The sequence below is a fragment of the Mycobacterium sp. SMC-19 genome, from assembly GCF_045310815.1.
In the GTDB taxonomy this organism is placed as follows: Bacteria; Actinomycetota; Actinomycetes; order Mycobacteriales; family Mycobacteriaceae; genus Mycobacterium.
The window spans coordinates 387289-404570 of record NZ_JBJIAM010000001.1; the positions used below are offsets into that span (position 1 = coordinate 387289).

General features: G+C 66.3%; 13 protein-coding genes, 1 tRNA gene and 1 pseudogene. 5 read left to right on the forward strand and 10 right to left on the reverse strand.

The window, feature by feature from the left end; translation table 11 throughout:
- Positions 1 to 6 precede the first annotated feature (6 nt).
- From ACJH5R_RS01885 to ACJH5R_RS01895, 3 genes are read right to left on the reverse strand one after another with little or no spacing between them, the layout of a single operon-like run.
- On the reverse strand, positions 7 to 759 hold the full coding sequence (locus ACJH5R_RS01885; RefSeq protein ID WP_406781175.1) for an SDR family oxidoreductase: 753 nt from the start codon (positions 757 to 759) through the stop codon (positions 7 to 9).
- A gap of 27 nt (positions 760 to 786) precedes the next feature.
- Positions 787 to 1842 (reverse strand): zinc-binding alcohol dehydrogenase family protein, encoded by a 1056-nt coding sequence (locus tag ACJH5R_RS01890; RefSeq protein ID WP_406756150.1) that lies wholly within the window; start codon positions 1840 to 1842, stop codon positions 787 to 789.
- Between the two features lie 46 nt (positions 1843 to 1888).
- Positions 1889 to 2758, reverse strand: a complete 870-nt coding sequence (locus tag ACJH5R_RS01895; protein ID WP_406756151.1) for an alpha/beta fold hydrolase — start codon at positions 2756 to 2758, stop codon at positions 1889 to 1891.
- Between the two features lie 80 nt (positions 2759 to 2838).
- Between ACJH5R_RS01895 and ACJH5R_RS01900 the strand changes: the two genes are divergently transcribed.
- Both ACJH5R_RS01900 and ACJH5R_RS01905 read left to right on the forward strand, forming a co-directional pair.
- Positions 2839 to 3363, forward strand: a complete 525-nt coding sequence (locus ACJH5R_RS01900) for a CGNR zinc finger domain-containing protein (RefSeq protein ID WP_406756152.1) — start codon at positions 2839 to 2841, stop codon at positions 3361 to 3363.
- Between the two features lie 100 nt (positions 3364 to 3463).
- Positions 3464 to 3539: transfer RNA gene (locus ACJH5R_RS01905), tRNA-Arg, on the forward strand.
- Between the two features lie 109 nt (positions 3540 to 3648).
- Here ACJH5R_RS01905 and ACJH5R_RS01910 read toward each other — a convergent pair.
- Together ACJH5R_RS01910 and ACJH5R_RS01915 are read right to left on the reverse strand one after the other, a co-directional pair.
- Positions 3649 to 5421 (reverse strand): alkaline phosphatase family protein, encoded by a 1773-nt coding sequence (locus tag ACJH5R_RS01910; protein ID WP_406781176.1) that lies wholly within the window; start codon positions 5419 to 5421, stop codon positions 3649 to 3651.
- 124 nt (positions 5422 to 5545) lie between these two features.
- The gene (locus ACJH5R_RS01915) at positions 5546 to 7540 is read right to left on the reverse strand and encodes a hypothetical protein (protein WP_406781177.1); all 1995 of its coding nucleotides are present in this window, start codon (positions 7538 to 7540) and stop codon (positions 5546 to 5548) included.
- A gap of 308 nt (positions 7541 to 7848) precedes the next feature.
- Between ACJH5R_RS01915 and ACJH5R_RS01920 the strand changes: the two genes are divergently transcribed.
- The 3 genes and pseudogenes from ACJH5R_RS01920 to ACJH5R_RS01930 all read left to right on the forward strand — a co-directional run bounded on the left by ACJH5R_RS01920 (position 7849) and on the right by ACJH5R_RS01930 (position 10669).
- On the forward strand, positions 7849 to 8883 hold the full coding sequence (locus ACJH5R_RS01920) for a DUF1214 domain-containing protein (RefSeq protein WP_406756560.1): 1035 nt from the start codon (positions 7849 to 7851) through the stop codon (positions 8881 to 8883).
- A 71-nt stretch (positions 8884 to 8954) separates the two neighbouring features.
- Positions 8955 to 9840: pseudogene (locus ACJH5R_RS01925) on the forward strand (poly-gamma-glutamate hydrolase family protein).
- A gap of 10 nt (positions 9841 to 9850) precedes the next feature.
- Positions 9851 to 10669: an LLM class F420-dependent oxidoreductase gene (locus ACJH5R_RS01930; RefSeq protein WP_406781178.1), complete on the forward strand. Its 819-nt coding sequence runs from the start codon at positions 9851 to 9853 to the stop codon at positions 10667 to 10669.
- Here ACJH5R_RS01930 and ACJH5R_RS01935 read toward each other — a convergent pair.
- From ACJH5R_RS01935 to ACJH5R_RS01955, 5 genes are all read right to left on the reverse strand, one after another.
- On the reverse strand, positions 10650 to 11066 hold the full coding sequence (locus ACJH5R_RS01935) for a hypothetical protein (RefSeq protein ID WP_406756157.1): 417 nt from the start codon (positions 11064 to 11066) through the stop codon (positions 10650 to 10652). The two genes, ACJH5R_RS01930 and ACJH5R_RS01935, sit on opposite strands and share 20 nt — an antisense overlap.
- A gap of 9 nt (positions 11067 to 11075) precedes the next feature.
- Positions 11076 to 12662: an ABC-F family ATP-binding cassette domain-containing protein gene (locus tag ACJH5R_RS01940; RefSeq protein ID WP_406781179.1), complete on the reverse strand. Its 1587-nt coding sequence runs from the start codon at positions 12660 to 12662 to the stop codon at positions 11076 to 11078.
- Positions 12663 to 12835: 173 nt separating this feature from the next.
- Positions 12836 to 13273 carry an SRPBCC family protein gene (locus ACJH5R_RS01945; RefSeq protein ID WP_406756159.1) on the reverse strand — a complete coding sequence of 146 codons (438 nt, stop codon included), beginning with the start codon at positions 13271 to 13273 and terminating at the stop codon, positions 12836 to 12838.
- 26 nt (positions 13274 to 13299) lie between these two features.
- Complete coding sequence (locus ACJH5R_RS01950) at positions 13300 to 15714, reverse strand: cation-translocating P-type ATPase (protein ID WP_406756160.1); 2415 nt, start codon at positions 15712 to 15714, stop codon at positions 13300 to 13302.
- The gene (locus tag ACJH5R_RS01955; protein WP_406756161.1) at positions 15711 to 17282 is read right to left on the reverse strand and encodes a serine hydrolase; all 1572 of its coding nucleotides are present in this window, start codon (positions 17280 to 17282) and stop codon (positions 15711 to 15713) included. The genes ACJH5R_RS01950 and ACJH5R_RS01955 overlap by 4 nt, the downstream gene beginning before the upstream one ends.

The following is a 17282-nucleotide window of genomic DNA, read 5'->3' on the forward strand; positions in this document are numbered from 1 at the left end:
GTTTCCTTACCTGTTGTCCTGTGCGAGCGCGGCCAGCCACTCGGCATAGGTTTGGTGGCCGCGGGGCCCGGGCTGGGTCGGCAGCAGCGCGCCGTTTGCCATGCCCTTCCCAGCCGCACCGGGAATACGCAGTCCGATGACCGGCCGGTGCTGCCCGCGCCGCCGGATCAGCTGCCGAACCATGTCGACGACCGATTCCACGCGGGGGCCTGCGAGTTCGGGTGCCATCTGCTGGGGTTCTCCGGTGACCAGGCCGCACAGGTGAGCGGCGACTTCGCTGACCGCGATGGGTTGCGACTGCATTTTCGGCACCAGGGCGATCGGCCCGGGCACCTGCGCCAGGACTTGGTCGGCGAATTCGTGAAACTGGGCGGCCCGCAGAATCGTCCACGGGACGGCGCCGGCCTTCACCACTTCCTCTTGCCGCAGTTTGCCTTGGTAGTAGCCGCTGGTTGCTCGGTCAATGCCGATGATCGACAGCGTGACGTGGTGGCGAACTCCGTTGCGCTGCGCGGCGGCCAGCAGATTGGTGGTGGCTGCGCCGAAGGAGGCCCGTGCCTTCTTGGCGTTCATGGTTGCGAAATCGGAGACGTCGATGACGGCCTCGACGCCGTCGAGCGCCGCGTCAATCCCGGTGTTCTGGATCAGGTCGACCCCGTGGGCGCGGGCGAGGATCACTGGGTGGTGGCCCTGGCTGTGGAGATGCTCGACCACTTTGCGTCCGGTCTTGCCGGTACCGCCGGCAACCGCGATCTTCATGGGTGCATCCTTCTACTTGCCTGGATGTCAGTCGACCAATACCACCATTTTGCCTCCGGCCTCCCCGGATTCCATGACGCGATGCGCTTCACGGACCTGATCAAAGGAGAAGACATGCGAGGGCGCGGCTTGCAGGCGCCCCGCACGGACCTTGTCGGCGATGTCCTGCAGCGGAACATCCGACAGCGCGAACCCGGGCGTACCGAACACGAAGCTGCCGAAGAAGCTGAGGTTGACACCGCTGGGCATCTGCAACAGCGGGTTGAAATCGACGATCGGATCCAGTCCACCGAGCCAGCCCGCCAAGCACGCCGTACCGCCCCGGCGCAGGATGTTCAGAGAGTCGAGGATCGTGCTGTTGCCCACCAGGTCGAGAACGGCGTCGACGTGCTTGACCTCAGCAAGGTGCGCACTGAGATCGGGAATCTCCAGCTCGGCACGTTCGACGCCGAGCGAGGTCAGCAAGCCGAACCGTTCCCGGTTGCGGGTGGTGGCGATCACCCGCGCACCGGCCTCCACGGCCAGCTTCACAGCCGCCTGCCCGAAAGACGATGTCGCCCCGCGGATCACGATGGTCTGCCCGGCGGTCAGGTCGAGGTTGCGAAACAGACAGGTCCATGCGGTGGCGTAGGTTTCCGGCAGCGCGGCCAGCTGATCCCACGGCAGGTCCGTCTCGATCAGCGCGACGTTCGCGGCGCGCACCCGGGTGAATTGGGCGTAGCTGCCGTTAATGGTGCGGCCGAGCCCGCCCATCAGCGCAGCGACTTTGGCGCCGACCGGGAATTCTCCGCCCGGGCAGGCATCGACAATGCCGACGCATTCGATACCACTGACTTCGGCGGCCTGCGCCCACTCGCCTCGACGCATGTGCATTTCGGCGTGATTGATGCCGAATCCCTTGACCCTGATCACGACCTCGCCGGGCTTCGGCAGCGGCTTGGGGAGGTCGGTGTAGGTCAAGGCGTCCAGGCCGCCGAATCCGTCGAGAATGATCGCCCGCATGGTCGGGCCGCCTGGCACTTCGCGCACCACTGCGGGCGCGGTCGGAACAACCGGCGTCTGTGTTGTGTCCATTGGTGTCATCTCCTGGTGAATATTGTTGGTGTATTGGATTTTTCGAGGACAGCTGTCACTGTCCGGTGCGGCGCAGGAAGTCCTTGATCAGTTCGGCGACTTCGCCGGCGGCGGTCTCCAGCAAGAAGTGACCGCCATCGAGCAGATGGATTTCGGCATTGCGCGCGTCCCGGCCGAACGCCCGGGCGCCCGCCGGCCCAAAGATCGGGTCCCCTTGTCCCCAAACGGCCAGCACCGGAACTCCGCTGGTGCGCAGGTATTCGTGCAGAGCGGGGTACATCGGCGAATTGGTGGCGTAGTCCCGGAACAACTTGAGCTGAATCTCGTCATTGCCCGGGCGACCCAGCAGCGCGGCGTCCAGGGTCCAGGTATCCGGGCTGACCAGCGCCTCGTCCGGCACACCGGTCAGGTACTGCCATTTGATCGACTCGACATCCAGCGCCGTGCGGATGGCCGCCTCCGTGGCCGCGGTCTGCTCACGTTGGTAGTCCCAGACGGTTTTCCAGAAGGCCTCGACGAAGCCCTCGTCGTAGCCGTTGCCGCTCTGCGTGATGATCGCGCTGATGGATTCGGGCCGGTTCAGCGCCAGCCGCCAGCCGATCGGCGCCCCGTAGTCCTGGACGTAGATCGCGTAGCGGCCCAGCCCGAGATGATCCAGCAGCCCCCGGGTGAGCTCCGTCAGATTGTCGAAGGTGTAGTCGAACTCGGTCACCAGCGGCATGTCGGAGTAGCCAAAGCCGAGGTGATCGGGAGCGATCACGTGATAGTCGTCCGCCAGGCGAGTGATGAGGTCCCGGAACATATACGAGCTGGTCGGAAAGCCGTGCAGCAGCACGATCGCGGGCGCGCCAGCGCTTCCCGCCTCGCGGTAGAACAGACGTCGCCCGGCGATGGTGGCGTACCGGTGCCTGACCGAAGGAACCATAGCTAACCCCTTAACTAGATTTTGATAGTTAGGAGTCAAACACTGGTGGTGTAACCTGTCAATAGCATTTTGGAGGTTATATGGAGATTGTTGTGACGGGGCCCGCCGACGAGGCCCTGCTGCTGGACCTGCTCAACACCACTCCGGTGATCGATGGCGTGCCACACGATGAACTCGAAGATCCGGCTGCGGGGCGGGCCTGGCTGTCGGCGCACGACCTCGATTCCGCATGTGAGCAACTGCAGGAGCTGGTCGACGCGCGGACCGCATTGCAGGCGGTGGTGCGCGGCGAACTGGCCCCGCAGACGTTGCAGCCTTTCCTCGAAGGCGTTGAGCTATCCCCCGTCATGTCTGACGGCGGCATCGCCTGGACGTTGGCTACGCGCGATTCCTCCCGCGGCGCCGCGCGGGCGATACTCGCGTGGGACGCGCTACGCATCTCCAGCCCCGGACGGCTGCGCCCCTGCGCCAATTCCGACTGCCAGCTGTTCCTGATCGATCGCAGCAAGCCGAACACCGCCCGATGGTGCTCGATGGCCATCTGCGGCAACCGCATGAAAGCGCGCCGGCACTACCAGCGAAGCAAAACCACGACCAGCGAGTGACCTCCGCAGGAAAGTCGCGAGCCCAATACCTACAACGCCAGCTCGCCGACTACCATGAGCTGTCCCTATGGGTTCCAGTACCTACCTAGCTAGGTCCCGCGCCCCCGTAGCTCAGGGGATAGAGCACGGCTCTCCTAAAGCCGGTGTCGCAGGTTCGAATCCTGCCGGGGGCACCAAGTGCGTGTATGACTTCGGGTGATGCTTGACAGCGGCTTCGGTTGATCCTTGACACTCCCTAGATGAGGGGGCACCAAGCGCGCGGTCATACGTGCCGGCGCGCGACCACTATTTCCAGAAGGCGTTCATGGGCTGGGCGTACATGTCGTTGTCAGTGAGCGGGGCCAGAGTTCCCGGCGAGGCACGCAAGGCGTCTTCAATGGTGGCCATCAGGCTGTACTCGTTGTAGTAGTCGTCGGTGGTGAAGTTGCCGGACTGCATACCGCCGGCCACCGCGCCCGCACTCGGGATGACGATCATCGGAACGTTATTGCCCTGGTTACCGAAGCCCAGTGAGAGGTTGTTGTTGTCCTCGTCCGTGACGAGGATGATCGCGTCCTTCTCGTTCGGGTCGGTCCAGGTATTCGAGCTCTCGATGGTGGAGACCTCCTGCTGGACGAACTGGTCGGCGGCCGCGACGTTGTACTGATGGTCTCCAAGCTGGGTGGCAATGAACTGGAGAACGCCGCTAAGCGAGTCGACCGGGCCTTCCCCGTTGTTGTCCTCGTTGGCGGCGATCCAGGTGAATCCGGGGAACGTGCTCGGGTCATTGAGGTCGGTGGCCAACTGAGTCAGCGGAAGCAGGTGCTCCTGCAGGTAGTCGGGGGTGTTGCCGTAGACGTAACTGAATTGGGTGAACGGCAGTTCGTCGGCGGAGTAGTCACCCGATGACACGATGGAACCCGCCGACGGCATGCTCTGCGCGTAGCCGGCCCAGGTGATGCCCGCCTGATCCATTTCCTCCATCAGACTCGGGGCAGTGATGGAGTTCGGCGCAGAGTTGTAGTCGATGCCGAAGTCCGAGCCGCCCAGGATCCGGAAGTAGTTGGGGTCGCTGGGGTGGCCCAGCGCGTAGTAGTTGTCGTCATATCCGTAGGTGTTGATCAAGCTGTTCATGTACGGCGCGTTGGGGCTGCCGACGATGTCGGCGGCCCCCTTGTTCTCCATGTAGATCACGAACACGTGATCCAGTTGGCCGACGTCAGACGTCGGCGTGGACAGCGCCGCCGGGACGAGGTTGGGATCGCCGACGGTGAACGACTCGTTGTCGGCGTAGGCGCCGTTGTAGTCACCGAGGTACTGGTTTTCGTCGGTGAACGTCGTGGTCACCTTCGCAGAGACGGCGCCTTCAGGGACAGTCCCGGTGATCTCACGTTGCTCAAACCCGGTGAAACCCCAGCGATCCCATACCGTGACGGGGTTGAGCGAGCCGCTGCCCACCACGTTGCCGTCGGCGTCGAGGAAGCTGACCTGTACAGAGGCGTACGACGGGTTCCATGTTTGGCCACCGAGATCCGCACTGAGCGCATACGGCGTTCCGGCCGCGCCGGTGAGGTCGACGGTCTGGCTGATGGTGGACGTGCCCACCGGTCCCCCGCCGGCGAAGTTGTCGCCGCCGCCCGGCGGCGGGGTCTGCGGAAAGCCGAACAACCCCGACACCGTCGGGAGCGGAAACGACACCGGGGACGGATAACCGACCGGGGTGCCGTAGCCGATCACGGTCGGCGTGCCGGTCTCGGTCCAGCCCGGTATGGTGACCCCGCTGTAGCCCGACCCGGACGGATCGGCCGTCTCAAAACTCGGGTTCACCAACAGGTTCTGGCTCATCGCCTGCGCGTCGGCGCTCACGGCGCCGACCGGATCAAGGCTATTGAGCCAGCTGACAAGCTCGGTATCCGCTTGCGGACCCAACACCGTGCTGACCGAGTCCTGCTCCAGGAAACTTGTCATCACATTGAGGACCTGGTCGATGAACAGGTCGAACTCGTCGGCGTGGGCGTCGGGCGCAGACGCCAGCTGTCCCAGTCCCAGCGCCACAAACGCGCTGGCCGCGCCCGTCATCCCCATCCTCAGACGCCGAAGAGCCATGGCTCTGACAGTCCTCAGGCATCGCTAGGCCGTCAAGAAGCTCCAGCTAATACGTTTCAGAGACACAGCAAGTCGACAGACTCGCACCACCGTGGGATCAGCCGAACAGATCCGCCAGGCTGAAGCTCGGCGTATTGGCGATCAGGTCGGACATGTTCGCCCACTGCTGGGCCGCCTGGGCACTCAGTTCGGTCGGCCAGTCGTTGTTGCCGCTCAAGATCGCCGTCGCGAAGTCATCGCGGGCGTTGAGCAGCCCGGCCAGGATGCTGGTGTTCGGGTTGAACAGCGCGTCGTCGATGGCCGGGATCAGCATCTGCGGCATCAACACAGACATCGCGGTCTGGGCCAGCGCCAGCGTGATCGGCATGGTGATGTCGTTGCTCAGCACCGGCAGGGCGTTCCACACCGAGGTCAGGCTTTCCATCGGGTGGTCCAAGACACTGCGCAGGACGGCATCCCAGTCCGGGCTCAGCGCGTCGGTGAATCGCAGCTCGATCGGGGTGAACGGCTGGGTGCCGAACACCGACTCGAAGTTATCCCTGCCCATCAGGGCCGAGAGCGCGTTGAGTTCGAGATGCTGCAGCACCCAGGCCGGCTGGGCGTGGATCCGCGACACATCCAGGCCGTAGCCGTAGGAGAACACCCGCCGGGCCATGTCGGCGGCGAACTCCTCAGGGCTGACGGTGGGGGTGTCGCTGGGCAGGTACTGGGCGATGTCGTCAAGCGACACCACCTGAGCGGTCACGCCCTGACCGATCGCGGCGTCGCGGTCGTCGACGTTCTCGAAGCGGGCGAAGATCTCACCGCGCGTCAGACCGCCGGTGTCTAGCCAGTTGGCCACGCCCGGATTCGTCGCGCTGACAACGTAATAGGTGTAGCCGTCGTCGGCGTAGTAGGTCTGGGTGTGGTTGAGGGTGGTCTGGGCCATGACGTAGGGCAGCGCGCCACCGTAGACGTTCATCAGCTCGATGCCGCTGTAGGCCGCGTCGATGGTCGGCACCTTCAGGATCAGTGCCTCACCGGGATCCAGGTCGAAGTTGCCGCCGGTGACGACCGCGGACTCCAGACCGACGCCATAGCTGGTCTCCGGGGCCAACGTCATCATGGTGTTGGCGGGCACCTCCATGCCCACCGATGCCCCGCCCTCGATGCTGCGCTGGTTGAACGGGACGACGATCTGGGCGAAGGCACCGAACAGCATGTTCAACACGTCATCGACGGAGCCGATGCTGCCCGGCCCGGATGGCGCGTCGGTTCCGCCGTCTTCGGTGGGGAAGAATCCACCGGCCGGGATGGAGAAGAACGGCGGGCAGTCGGAGACACACTGCAGGCTGATGCTGCCGGGACCCTTGGCCCAGTCGCCCAGCATGTCCCGAATCAGCAGGGACGCGGCACCGCCGACCGTGGCCTCGGTGGAGTCCAGGAAGTTGACCGCGCCCGGCGGCGCTTCCGGTCCGATGTAGATGGTGAAGTTGCCGTTGGCGTCGACCACCAGGCCGTGGTTGAGTTCCAGGTCCTCGATGGTGTGGGCGGTGGCACCGGTGACGGCCATGGTGCTGATCGACATGTGCTCGGTTCCCCCGCCGAGGTTTCCGGTGAGCACGTAGGTCGCACCGGGAGCCAGCCCGGCCGTGACGTGGTAGTAGATGTCGGGCGTGAAGTAGTCGAAATACTGGCGCGAGTCGGCGACATTGCCGGCGACCACTTCGGGCGACTGGAAGAACACTCCGTTGAACAGCTCGGTGACCCGCGACAATCCGGTGGTGATCAGTTGGTAATTGGTGTTCTGCAACATCCTCATCAGCGTGTCCGCGTCGCCGGGCGAGGCATAGGGCAGTGACAGGTCGTAGGCCTGCGCCTGCTTCATGGCGTCCAGCAGGGCATCGAGGGCCTGCTGGTACCCCGCGGTCAACGTCACCGCGGGCGTGACGCTGCCGGCGGTGGCCATCGGGCTGCCCATCACCATCGACAGCGCGCCGCCGACCGCCACTGCGGCGGTCCCCAGTCGTCGTCCGTGGGCCGAGGAGAGCAGCCAGGACGCAACCCTCGAAGGACGTTGCGCTTCGATGTTGCCCGTCGTGTCCACGGCCACCCTTCCCCCATCTCGTTAATCATTTTCTCTTTTTACTCACGGCTGATTTTTATTGGGACCATACGTCTGCATCGCATGACGTGCAATAGTCGTCGCGCAGATTGAGACGGCCGTGTCGCGAAACCCGTTGCCGACATCAACCGGTGTCGACCGGTAGGTTGCGCTGCATGTCCATGCGATGGCTTTCTGCGTTCGGCGCGGTGACGACGGCCCTGGTCGTGAGCGGATGCGGGCTGACGGTGACCAAGAACGGCACCGACCCGGTGGCGAACCTGGCCCCGCGCAGCACCCCCAACGGCATGGTGTTGGTGTCGCCGGACAACTTCGTGCGGGCCGTCACGGACCAGGAATTCACCAATATCGTCAACGAGAACGGCTTCGGCCGGTTCTTTCACATGCGCGAAGTCACCCCGGTCGACCGGCAGCTGGTGGTGCGCTCCAACCGGGACACCTTGTATTCGGCGGCGGTGTTCGACCTGCAGGCCGGTCCGGTGACGCTGACACTGCCCGATCCCGGTCAGCGCTACATGTCGGCGCAGGTGATCAACCAGGACGAATACGTCACCGACATGTTCTACGGCGGCGGCGAGCACGCCCTTGATCAGCAGCATGTCGGGACCCGCTATGTGGCCGTCGCGGTACGCATCCTGGCCGACCCCAACGATGCCGCCGACCTGGCCACGGCACATCGGCTGCAGGACGCGATCACGGCGCAACAAGACGACACCGGCAGCTTCGATGTGCCCCGATGGGATCCGGTCAGCCAGAAGAAGGTCAACGACGCGTTGTTGGAGCTGGCCCAGACCATCCCCGACACCCGGGGCATGTTCGGCACCGAGGCCGACACGGACCCGGTACGGCATTTGATCGGAGCCGCTGCGGCGTGGGGCGGAAACTCCGAGAAGGAGGCGCTGTACCTCAATGTCACCCCGGCCCGCAACGACGGCAACACGGTGTACCGCCTGAGGGTCAAAGACGTTCCGGTGAAAGCCTTCTGGTCGGTCACGGTCTACAACAAGAACGGTTACTTCACCGAGAACCCGCAACAGGCGTACTCGGTCAACGACATCACCGCGGACAAAGCGGCGGACGGATCGGTGACCGTGCAGTTCGGGGGTTGTTCGGACGACAACACAGCCAATTGCCTGCCCACCACGCCGGGATGGAACTACATGGTCCGGCTCTACCAGCCGGACAAGGAGATCCTGTCGGGCAAGTGGGTCTTCCCGACGGCGCAGCCGGAAGACTCGGCGAGCAGCGAGACCCGCTCTCCCGCGGCGCCGCCCCCACCCTCGCCAGCACCCACCCCGACCCCGACGCCCCCACCGCGCCCGGGGCGCTGATCGCACCGCGGATCGTCACCGCGGTGGTTAGTCTGCTGGACATGGTGTCGATCTGGCTGGCGCTGGGCTGAGTGCCGGCGACGCGGCATGCCTACTTCGCGTACGGGTCCAACCTGTGCGCACAGCAGATGGCACGCCGCTGCCCCGATGCGGTGGATCCTCGCCCAGCGACGCTGGCCGACCACGATTGGCTGATCAATCAGCGCGGCGTGGCGACGCTCGAGCCGTTTCCCGGATCACGGGTGCACGGCGTGCTGTGGTGGGTGTCCGACGACGACCTGGCCGCGTTGGACAGCGCCGAAGGTGTTCCGCTGCGCTACCGCCGAGACCAGCTGACGGTGCACACCCTCGATGGACCGTCGGTGGCGTGGGTGTACATCGACCACCGGGTGCAGCCCGGGGCGCCGCGGCCCGGCTATCTGGAACGCATCATCGGCGCAGCCATGCAGCACAAAGCAGATGACCGACGTGATCGCCGAACGCGCCGCACAAGCCTCCGGCGCATCGGTGTATGTGGTGCGCCATCCCGACGGCTATCCGCGCCATCTGCCGTCGACGCGGTATCGCGCCGAGGAGTCCGCGCGGCTGGCCGAATTCCTTGACCACGTCCACGTCGTGGTGTCGCTGCACGGCTACGGCCGGCTCGGACGCAGCACGCAATTGCTGGCGGGTGGCGGCAACCGCAGTCTGGCCGCACACGTCGCCCGATGCCTCGACCTGCCGGGCTACCAGGTGATCACCGATCTCGACGCGATGCCGGCGAAGCTACGCGGCCTGCACCCGGCGAACCCGGTCAATCAGGTACGCGGCGGCGGAACTCAGCTGGAACTCTCACCTCGGGTGCGTGGGATCAGCCCGCGCAGTCAGCCGCCCGGAGCCGACGGGCTGTCGCCGGCCACGGCGGCACTGGTGCGCGGACTGACGATCGCGGCCACAACGTGGCGGTTTGACACTTAGGAGGTAGTTGGTGGACAAGCAGTTTCGCTTCGGCGTGGGCCTGAACCCGATCAGATCTGCGACCGCACTGGCCGAGACCGCCCGGCGGCTGGAGGGTTTCGGCTTCGATGTGCTGCACGTGCCTGACCATCTCGGTGCCCCGGCCCCCTTTCCGGTCCTGGTCGCCGTCGCCGCGGCCACCTCGACGATCCGGGTGGGCACCTACGTGCTCAACGCCTGCTTCTACAAGCCGGCACTGCTGACCCGCGACATCGCCGACACCGACGTGCTGTCGGGCGGACGACTGGAAGTGGGCCTGGGTGCGGGCTACGTCCGCGCGGAATTCGAGGCCGCCGAGCTGCCGTTTCCGAGCGCCGGGCGCCGCATCGACTACCTCGAGCACGTGACCAAATACGTCGCGACGCACCAGCCGCGGGTGCCCATCCTGATCGCCGGCAGTGGCGACCGGCTACTCACGGTGGCAGCTCGCCACGCCGACATCGTCGGATTGACCGGGGCGCGGGTGGCCGGTGCCGACGATCCCCTGGCCGAGCGGATCGACTTCGTCCGGGCGGCCGCCGGCAACCGGTTCGACGCCCTCGAACTGAACCTGGCCATCACGGCGGTGCCGACCGACGGCTCCGGGATGCCCAATCTGTCGCTGACCCGTCGATTCGCGCCGACCCTGTCGGACGAGGAACTGCTGGCCTCACCCGCCGTGCTGTCCGGATCGGCCAGCGACATGGCCGACACCCTGCGCGAACGCCGCCGTCGCTACGGGGTCAGCTACTTCACCGTCCAGCAGGACCACGCCGAAGCCTTCGCCGAGGTCATCGCCGCATTGCGGTGACCAACGCCCACACCGAACAGCCGAGTGCCCCCGCCACTGCGACGGCGCCGATGTAGAGCCCATATCCGGCGGCGATCGGCGCAGCGACGTTCAGCCGGTAGTACCAGAAGCCCAGTGCAGCGATGAGCACAGAGTCCAGCACTGCGACAGCCGCGGCCAGCCGGGTGAAGAGTTCCCGGGCCACCATCGCGCCGGCCACCAGCAGCACGGCGGCCAACAACACGATCAGCTGACCGACGCCGAAGCGGGGCGGCAGCGCGATGGCGCCGGCGCTGCCGCCGATCGCGCTGGCATGCCCGCCGCCGTTGGCCGACGTGGTCAGCCACGGCAGCCATGCACTGCCCGACAGAAGGGCCGCGCACAGCGCAATCAGCCAACCGGGACGCCAGCGAGTCATGTTGTGACACTAGCTCGCATCGACCAGCTCGCCGCTGCGCGGCATCGTCAACGTTCGCGTCAGGCCGAGCCGTGCCAGGAATTCCTCGTCGTGACTCACCACGATGAAGGCGCCTCGATAGCCGTCCAGTGCGTCGACGAGCTGACCGACGCTGGCCAGATCGAGGTTGTTGGTCGGTTCGTCGAGCAGCAGCAGCTGCGGTGGCGGGTCGGCGAGCAGTAGTTGGGCCAGCGCGACGCGGAATCGCTCACCGCCGGACAGGGTGCCGACCGGCCGCGCCACACAATCGGCGGTCAGCAGGAACCGGGCCAGTTGGGCCCGCACCGCCTGCGGCTGTCTGCCCGAGACCGCCGACACCGCGTCGAACGCGGACACTGCGTCGTCCAGATGGTCCAGGCGTTGTGGGAGGTAGCCGACCCGGTCGGTCAGCAGTCGCCCGGCTTCGCCCGCCAGCAGTGCTTCCAGCACCGACGTCTTGCCCACCCCGTTCGGGCCGTCCAGGGCGATGCGTTCTGGCCCCTGCACGACGATCGGCCCGTCGAGGCCCGGCAACTCGGCCAGCCGGCGGCTGTTGGGCACCTGGGGGTCAGGCAGATCGACGCGAATGTGTTCGTCGCGCCGCACCCGGGCGGACGCGGCGTCCAAATCGGCTTGGGCGTCCCGGACCCGCCCGTCAAGGTTCCCGCGCAACTTACCGGCCGAAACCTGGGCATTGGCGGCGTTCTGGTTCATCACGATCTTCGCGGCGCGCTTGTTCTGGTGGGCGACCTGGGCCGCCCGGTTGCGTCGGGCCAGTTTGGTCTCGGCTTCCACGCGTTGGCGCTTCTGGACCTTGACCACCTGCTCTGCGGTGCGGGCCGCCGTCCGGGCGGCGGCCTGCTCGGCCTCCAGGTGCGCCCGCCAGACGCTGTAGGGACCGCCGAAGGTGGTGAGTCGCCCGTCGTAAAGCTCGGCGGTGCAGTCCATCTGCTCCAGCAGCGCGGTGTCATGGCTGGCCACGATGAGCGCGCCCGGCCACACCTCGACCAGCCGCGCCAGCCCGGTCCGCGCGGCACGGTCCAGGTTGTTGGTCGGCTCATCGAGCAGGGTGATCGGGGCGGCCGCCAGCCGCAGCCCGGTCAACGCCACCAGCATGACCTCCCCGCCGGACAGCTCGGCGACCCGGCGATCGAGGTCGTTCGCCGAGAATCCGATGTCGCGCAGCGCCGCATCGGCGCGGGATTCGATGTCCCAGTCGTCGCCGACCACCTCGAAATGGGCCTCCGCGGCATCACCGCCTTCGATCGCCCGCAGTGCGGCGACGCGATCGTCGACACCGAGCAGCTCGGCGATCGAGGCGTCGGCGTCCAGGGTGAGCAGCTGTGGCAGATAGGCCACTCGCCCGGCCGTCGTGATGTGCCCGCTGGTCGCCCGGAGTTCCCCGGCGATCAGCCGAAGTAGTGTCGACTTTCCGGCGCCGTTGGCGCCCACCAGGCCGGTACGGCCGACGCCGAACGAGCCGGTGATGTCGGCCAGCGCGGTACTGCCGTCGGGCCAGGTGAAGCCGACATCGGTCAGGGTGACGACAGCATGGGAATCAGAAAAAGGTAGGGACATGGGGTCTCCGGGAAGGTCAGCGGGAGCGCTGACAACCGGGACCGGACTACGGCAACTCGGCGGTGATCAGCGCGCGGACGACGGCGTGAGACCGACGATGCCTGTCATTCCATGACCTCCTGTGAAACGTACGGCCGCCACCCTAGCTGCGGGATGGCTGGGCGTGCAACCGATTAACCCGGCGCGAAAACCGTGACGAACTTGCGCAGCGACTCGTTGATGTCGCTTTTGAGTGCCGCGGCCACCAGCATGCCGATCGGGCCGAACAACGCCGGACCGCCCAGGTGCACGTCGAAACTGACCTTGGAGCCATCACCTTCGGGTGCGACCTTGGCGAGCAGCTTGATCTTGACCCCGCCCTTGCCGTCGCCGTTGAGCGTCATTCCGGTGGGCGGCTTGTAGTTCACGATCGTCCACCGGACCTTGTTGAGCATGCCCTTGACCTCGACGATCGAGTCCAGCTGCGTGCCCTTGTCGAGGGTCTCGGGCAGCACACTGCGCCACACCCGGTGAATGGTCAGCCACTCTTTGTAGCGGGACAGATCCGAGGCGTGCGCCCAGGCCTCTTCGGGAGGCAGCGGGACGTCGATGGATCCGGAGAGCTTGGCCATGTCGTGCTTTCCCCTTGTGTCACGGTTTATCGCTGGGTCATTGTGGCCGTTGCCGACTCCCGCCACAACTTCGGCTTCTCACCGAGCATGCCGCCCCGTGCCCACCACATCGCCTCGATGGCGGCCGCGCCGAGCGCTCCGATGCCGAGTGCCAGCAGCGTCAGTGCCACGTTGGAGGGGTCCAGCAGGAACTTCTCCCGGGTCAGCGGCATCGCGAAGATCGCCACATAGGCCAACCCGCAGCTGATCACCAACAGCAGCCGCCACCATTGATAAGGCCGCGCCACCACGGCCAGCACCCAGCCCGCCGTGGTCAGCAACGTGATCAATGCGCTGGTGGAGGCCTGGATCTGCTGGACCGGCGTGGCTTCGCTGCCGCGGTAAGCCACCAGATAGGACGCGAATGTGGCGATGCCCACCACCACGCCGGCCGGCAGCGCCCCGCTCATCACGCGCCGCACGAATCCGGGGTGCGCCCGCTCGTTGTTCGGTGCGAGCGACAGGATGAACGCCGGGATACCGATGGTGAACCACGCGGCGACCGTGACGTGGATCGGCTGGAACGGATACAGGAGCGGTTTGGTGCCGAACAGCGCCGACGCCAGTCCGACCAGCCCTACCAGCAGCGCGAGCAGCACCGAATACACCGTTTTGGTCAAGAACAGGTTCGCCACCCGCTCGATGTTGCCGATCACCCGGCGGCCCTCGCCCACCACGTAGGGCAGGGTGGCGAACTTGTTGTCCAGCAACACGATCTGCGCCACCGAGCGCGCCGCCGAACTCCCGGCCCCCATCGCGACACCGATGTCGGCGTCCTTGAGTGCCAGCACATCGTTGACGCCGTCGCCGGTCATGGCCACGGTGTGGTTGTGCGCCTGCAGGGCGTGCACCATGGCCCGCTTCTGATCGGGGCGCACCCGGCCGAACACGGTGTGTTCCTCCAGCGCTCCGGCCAGTTCGTCCGGTTCGGCCGGCAGCTTGCGGGCATCCATCGCGTCCCCGGGCAATCCCAACTCCGCGGCCACCGCGCCCACCGAGACGGCGTTGTCGCCGGATATGACCTTCACCGACACTTCCTGCGCGGCAAAATAATCCAGGGTCTCGCGGGCGTCGGGGCGTAGCTTCTGCTCGAGCACCACCAGTGCCGCCGGAGTCACCTGCCCCGGGGCGTCGGGATGGTCGACGGGCTGGTCACAGACCCCCAGCAGCAGCACCCGCAGACCACGCGCCCCGATCTGTTCGGCCCGTTCGGCGGCCCCCGATGACGGGTCGAGCAGCACGTCGGGAGCACCGATCACCCAGTTGCCGTGCTCCCCGTACGAAACGCCGCTCCACTTCGTCGCCGACTTGAACGGAGCGCACGCGCTCGACGTCCAGCCCGGCGATGCCGGGAAGGCCTCGGCAATGGCCTGGATGCTGGCGTTGGGGCGGGCATCGTCGGCGGCCAATGCGGCCAGCGCTTGGTGTACCGGAAGGCCTTCCCCGCCATCGAGTTCGGCGACCTCCGAGACCCGCATCCCGTTCTCGGTGAGGGTGCCGGTCTTGTCGGCGCAGACCACGTCGACGCGGGCCAGGCCTTCGATCGCGGGCAGTTCCTGCACCAGGCACTGCCGTTGTCCCAGCCGCACGACACCGACCGCGAACGCCAGCGACGTCATCAGCACCAGGCCCTCGGGAACCATCGGTACCAGGGCACCCACCGTCGCCAGCACCGATGCGCGCCAGCCCACGTCGGTGGTGAACATCTGCGTGTAGATGATCAGCAGCCCGGCCGGGATCAACAGGTAGGTGATGAATTTCAGGATCTGGTTGATACCGGTGCGCAGTTCGGATTTCACCAGCGTGAATTTGCTGGCCTCCTCGGCCAGTTTGGCGGCGTACGCCTCACGGCCAACCCGGCTGGCGCGGTAGGCACCGCTGCCGGAGATCACGAAGCTGCCCGACATCACCTGGTCGCCGAGGTCCTTGCCGATCGGGTCCGCTTCACCGGTGAGCAGGGATTCGTCGACCTCCAGGTCGGCTGACTCCACGACCTCGCCGTCGACGACGATCTGGTCACCAGGGCCCAGCTCGATGACGTCGTCGAGCACCACCTCGCCCGGCGGGAGCTGCTTTGTACCGGACTGCCTGCGCACCAACGGTTTCGCTTGGCCGACGATGGCCAGCTTGTCCAGCGTCTGTTTGGCCCGGATCTCCTGCACCATCCCGATGACGCTGTTGAAGACGATGAGTAGCCCGAACAGCCCGTTGATCAGGGATCCGGTGGTGAGCACGATGGCCAACAGCACACCCAGGATCGCGTTGATTCGGGTGAAGACGTTGGCCCGGATGATCTCGGGGACGCTGCGCGCGGCCCGGGCGGGGATGTCGTTGGTCTGGCCCTGCGTGACCCGCTGGGCGACTTGCGCGTCAGTGAGTCCTGGGGTTCGCGCTGTCGTCACCGGGTGAACCTTCCCAGCTTGTCGTGATCGAAGTACTCCAGCTCCACCGCGTCCTTGCTGAACGTAGCGGTGGATATCGTTCCGTCCGGAGCATTCTCGCCCTGCAGGGCGAAGGTGAAGGTGTCACCGTCGTAGTGGCTCAACCGGAATCGTTGATGCTGCGGCCCGAGCGTCACATCGAGCGCACCGTGGTCCTCGGTGACGGTGGCCGGGCCCCAATAGGGGTTGGCGTACTCCCCGATGTAGTCCGACAGCGGCCGGGCCGGACCCGGATGGGCCGGCGGCCCCGCGCCCACCAGCGCGCCTTCCGGTTCTGACATCGGCGCCAGCGCCTGCCGGTACAGCGTCGGCCAGTTCTCGCGGATCTCGCCGTACTGGACCAGGTCCAGGAATTGGGCGATCAAGGTCTCCGGGACGCCGATCGGTGTGGCATTGCTCAGCACGACGATTCCGACGTCTTGGGACGGCAGCGCCGAAAACGCCGTCGCGGCGCCCAGCAGGAAGGCACCCGAGTGGCCGTACTGGGTGCGCCCCGATGAGGTGATCGACACGTTGAAGCCCTCGCCGTAGAACCCTGGCCGGGCGGTGCCGACCCCGGCGGGGGCGCTGATCACCTGTGGCGTGATCGCGGGCAACAACGCTTCGGGCGCGATGATCTGGGTGCCGTCGTGACTGCCGTTGGCCAGCACCATGGCCAGCCAGCGCGCCATGTCGTTCGCCGACGAACTGACTCCGCCGGCCGGCGACTGCGCGTCCGGATTGCGTTGATATCGCGGCTGATAACTGTCGCCGTCCTTGACGTGGGTGAGCGCGCGATTGGGTCGCGCGAGGAAGTCTGCGTGGCGGGAACTGGTCGACGTCATCCCCAACGGTCGGTACAGCACGTCGGCCGACAACTGCTCCCACGGCACGCCCGCCGCGCCGGCGACCGCCTCTGCGGCGGCGGTCAGCCCGAAGTTGGTGTAGTCATAGTTGTCGCGGAACCGGGCCAGCGGTAGGTATTTGAGCCGTTGCAGCACTTCCCGGCGGTCGTAGCCGAGGTCTTCGAGCCGATCTCCGGCGTGATCGGGCAACCCGGACCGATGCGCATACAGGTCAGCGATGGTGAGGTGGTCGGTCACGTAGGGGTCCGACAGCGCGAACCAGGGCAGCTGCGTCACCACCGGGGTGTCCCAGGCGATGGCCCCCGCACTGACCTGTTGCGCCACCACGGTGGCGCCGACCGATTTGGACACCGACGCCAGCTGGAACACCGTGTCGGCGTTCACCGCATTGTCCGGTCCGGCACCGTTGTGGGTGTCGCGTACACCAAAGCCTTTGGCGTACACGGTCTTCCCGCCATGAACGACCGCGACGGCCAGTCCGGGTATTCCGGTGCCGTCCATCAGTTCCCGCGCCAGGCCGTCGAGTTTGGCCACCGCGGCTTCGACGCGGCCCGCGGGGATGTCCACTCCCGACACCTCGTTGGGCGCGGTTTCGTGTTGCGCGGTCGGAGTCGCCGCCGGAGTGCACGCGCTCAGAGCAACGGCCAGCACAGTGGCCCCGGCCGCAGCCGCCCACCTGGTCAT